The 3,752-nt window shown below is 47.2% G+C and carries 1 protein-coding gene and 1 pseudogene; both read left to right on the forward strand.

The window, feature by feature from the left end:
* The coding region (locus tag H6G26_RS39820) for a transposase (protein ID WP_190727979.1) at positions 1-116 on the forward strand (116 nt) is incomplete at its 5' end.
* Between the two features lie 27 nt (positions 117-143).
* A pseudogene (locus H6G26_RS39825) lies at positions 144-3,626 on the forward strand (PAS domain S-box protein); the annotation flags it as partial.
* Positions 3,627-3,752: the final 126 nt, after the last annotated feature.

Consider the following 3,752-nt stretch of genomic DNA (forward strand, 5'->3'; position numbering starts at 1 on the left):
TTGGGTGGCTAATGGGCTGTCGGCGATTGGCCAGAGACTATGAGTTATTACCGGAAACATCGGAGACGTTTATCTACCTTGCCATGATCCGGATCATGGTAAGACGATTAGCATAAAATTTTACCCCCCCAAACTTTTCAAACAGCCTCTTAGATAGGTCTCTTAATCCCAGTCGCTTAGTTGGTCGGGTGTGTAATGAAGAGGAGGCGTTATCACACGCTATTGCAGTTAAAGATGAAACTGCAATTCAAATACTCTATTTGCACAAAGTTATACTGTGTTATCTATTTGAAGAACACCATCAAGCTGAACAGACTGCTATTTTGGCAAGGCAACATTTTGAAGAAGCGACAGCAATAACGGTTCTACCTACATTCTGTTTCTATCATTCTCTGACGCTTTTGAGCCTATCGCTCGATGCTTCAAACTCCCAAAGAGCAGCTTGGCTAAACTGTGTTAACACCAACCAAGAAAAGATGCAGAAATGGGCAGAACATGCTCCAATGAATTATCTACATAAATTTTATCTAGTCGAGGCAGAGAAAGCGCGAGTCTTAGGGCAATTTCTTGAGGCTGAGGAGTTTTATGAACGGGCGATCGCAGGTGCTGCTGAAAATGAGTATATCCAGGAAGAAGCATTAGCTTATGAATTAGCGGCTAAACACTATCTAGCGCGAGGTCGGTCAAAAATTGCTCAAACCTACATGAAAGAGGCGCACTATTGCTACGATCGCTGGGGCGCAACCGCTAAAGTTAAAGACTTAGAAAACCGCTATCCACAGTTCTTTTCTCAGTCGTCTAGAGCCGCTTCCACATCAATTCCTATTACTGCTGAAACTATCTCTAATCCCTTCCATACCGCTTTCGATTTAGCAGCAGTGATGAAAGCTTCACAGGCGATTTCTCGTGAAATTGAACTGAAGCAATTGCTGCGATCACTGATGCAAATTTTAATTGAGAATGCTGGCGCACAAACCGGATATCTGATTTTAGAAAACTCAGGAGAATGGTCGATTGAAGCGGCTTGTGAACTCAATACCGATGAGAATGCTTGTGCGACTCAGGTGTTACAGTCTATTCCAATTGCCGATCAATTGCCAGAATCAATCATTCAATATGTGATTCGGACTCTGAAGGCTGTCACCTTAAATGATGCGACTCGTGAAGGTGCTTTTATTAATGAGCCATATATTCAACAGAACCAGCCTCAATCTGTTTTCTGTTTGCCGCTGCTGAATCAAGCCAAGCTGGTCGGTGTGTTGTATTTAGAAAATCGGTTAGCAGCTAGAGTATTTACACCAGAGCGATCGCAGGTCTTGCAGCTATTATCGACTCAAGCAGCGATCGCCATCGAAAATGCCAACCTTTACTCAGAACTGCAAGCTAAGGAAAGCAAGATCACCCAGTTCCTCGAAGCGATTCCGGTGGGAATTGGGATCGTGGATGCGGCGGGTTGCCCTTACTATGCCAACCAATGCAGCAATCAACTCATGGGCAAAGAAGCTGATACTTCCGTAGCACCGGAGCAGCTCTCAGAGGCTTATCAGCTTTATGTAGCGGGAACGGATCAAATCTATCCAGCGGAGAGCTTGCCTAATGTGCGGGCATTAAGGGGCGAACGCATCAGGACTGAAGATATAGAAATTCGTCGAGATCATGCCACAATTTTACTTGAGGCACGGGGAACACCAGTTTTTGATCAACAGGGCAATATCACTTATGCGATCGCTACCTTTCAGGACATTACAGAGCGCAAACAAGCCGAGAAACTCCTAGCCGACTACAACTGCACTTTAGAGCAACAGGTCGCAGAACGAACTGCTGCGTTACAACGCAGTGAAGCCAAGTTCCGAACTATCTTTGAAAACTCGCAGGTTGGCATCTACCGAACCCGCCTCTCGGATGGATTAATTCTCGATGCCAATCAACGCTTTGCCAATCTGTTGGGCTTTGATTCACCAGAGGAGATCATTGGGCTGGAACACAGCATCGGCTATTTTGTAAATCCCAGCGATCGCCAATACGCCATTGAGGTGATGAAGCGTGATGGGGAAATGCGAAGCTTTGAAGTCCAGATGCGAAAACGAGATGGGACGCTGTTTTGGGGCCTTTGTTCCTCTTATCTAAATGCAACCGATGACTACATTGAAGGGGTGGTTGCAGACATTAGCGATCGCAAACAAGCAGAAGCCGCCCTGCGTGAAAGTGAGCAACTGTTGGATGTGTCTTTCTCCCAATCCCTTGACGGCTTTTTCATCATGATGCTTGATCAGCCAGTGCAATGGGATGACACAGTTGATAAGGACAAGGTCTTGGACTATGTCTTTAGTCACCAGCGGGTTACGAAAGCCAATGATGCCATACTCGCTCATTATGGACGTAGCCAAGAGCAGTTTATTGGTTTCACTCCTAACGACTTGTATGCTCACAATCTAGCCTACGGCAAACGAGGACTAGCCTACGGCAAACAGGTGTGGCGGGAACTTTTTGATGCTGGGAAGCTACATATCGAAACGGATGAATGCAGATTGGATGGGACTTCAATCTGGATTGAGGGAAACTATAGCTGCCTTTATAACAGTCAAGGCAGAATCATCGGTCACTTCGGGGTACAGCGGGACATCAGCGATCGCAAACAGGCAGAAGCAGCGTTGCAAGCCTCTGAAGCAGAACTGCGGGCGCTTTTTTCAGCCATTCCCGATCCGCTTTTCATCTTCACCACTGAAGGGCAATTGGTCAGTGCAATCAAAGGGAATCCATCCTATGGAGAGTTGTTATGTAAGGACGAGGGTATTGGCAAAACACTGCATCAACTTTATGCCAAGGAAGAAGCTGATGAATTCCTGAGTTATATTCAGCAGGTGGTGAAAACCCAACAGATACTCACCGTTGAATACAGTCTGTGGATCGATGGGCGAGAGATCTGGTTTTCGGCTCGCATTGCCCCGATTCGGCATGAGCAGGTGCTTTGGTTAGCGCGAGATATTACGCTGCAAAAGCAAGCAGAAGCAGCCTCAATTTTAGAGGAGCGCAACCGCATGGCACGCGAAATTCACGACACACTTGCTCAGTCGTTTACAGGCATTCTGGCTCAGGTGGGAGCGGCAAGCCAGGTGCTAACGGATGATTTAGAAGCAACTGGGGCACACCTGGATCTGATCAAAGAATTGGCCCGAACTGGACTGACTGAAGCGCGGAGATCGGTCGTCGCGCTCCGTCCTCAGCTTTTGGAGTCGGGCAGTTTACAGAGTGCTCTCCATCGCCTCGTCGCTCAGACTAGAGCTGCCGCAATCGATACCACTTTGCACTATGAGATCGAGGGGGCAGTGTATGCTTTACCCACTGAAGTCGAGAATAACCTACTGCGGATGGGGCAGGAAGCCTTAACCAATGCAATTAAACATGCCAATGCTGACGAAATTCGAGTTGAGCTAATCTACGATCGCGATCAGTTTTGCTTGCGCGTGAAAGACAATGGACAGGGCTTTGGAGTTGGGAGTATTCCATCCTCTGAGGGGTTTGGCTTACTCGGCATGAGCGAGCGAGCAGAACGTATCGGCGCACAACTCACAATTAGGAGTCAACCCGGGCAAGGAACAGAGATGATTGTCACCGTCAACCCTTGAGTGAGCATTACAATGAGCCAAGCTAGGGTGGCCGCCGAGATACGTGCAAAATGGGACACGTTGTAAAGAAATGTTAAGAAATCAGGTTGAAACCATTGATTTTAGGTTCAGTCGAGCCAGAAATTT

The sequence above is a fragment of the Nostoc sp. FACHB-888 genome, assembly GCF_014696655.1.
In the GTDB taxonomy this organism is placed as follows: Bacteria; Cyanobacteriota; Cyanobacteriia; order Cyanobacteriales; family Nostocaceae; genus Nostoc.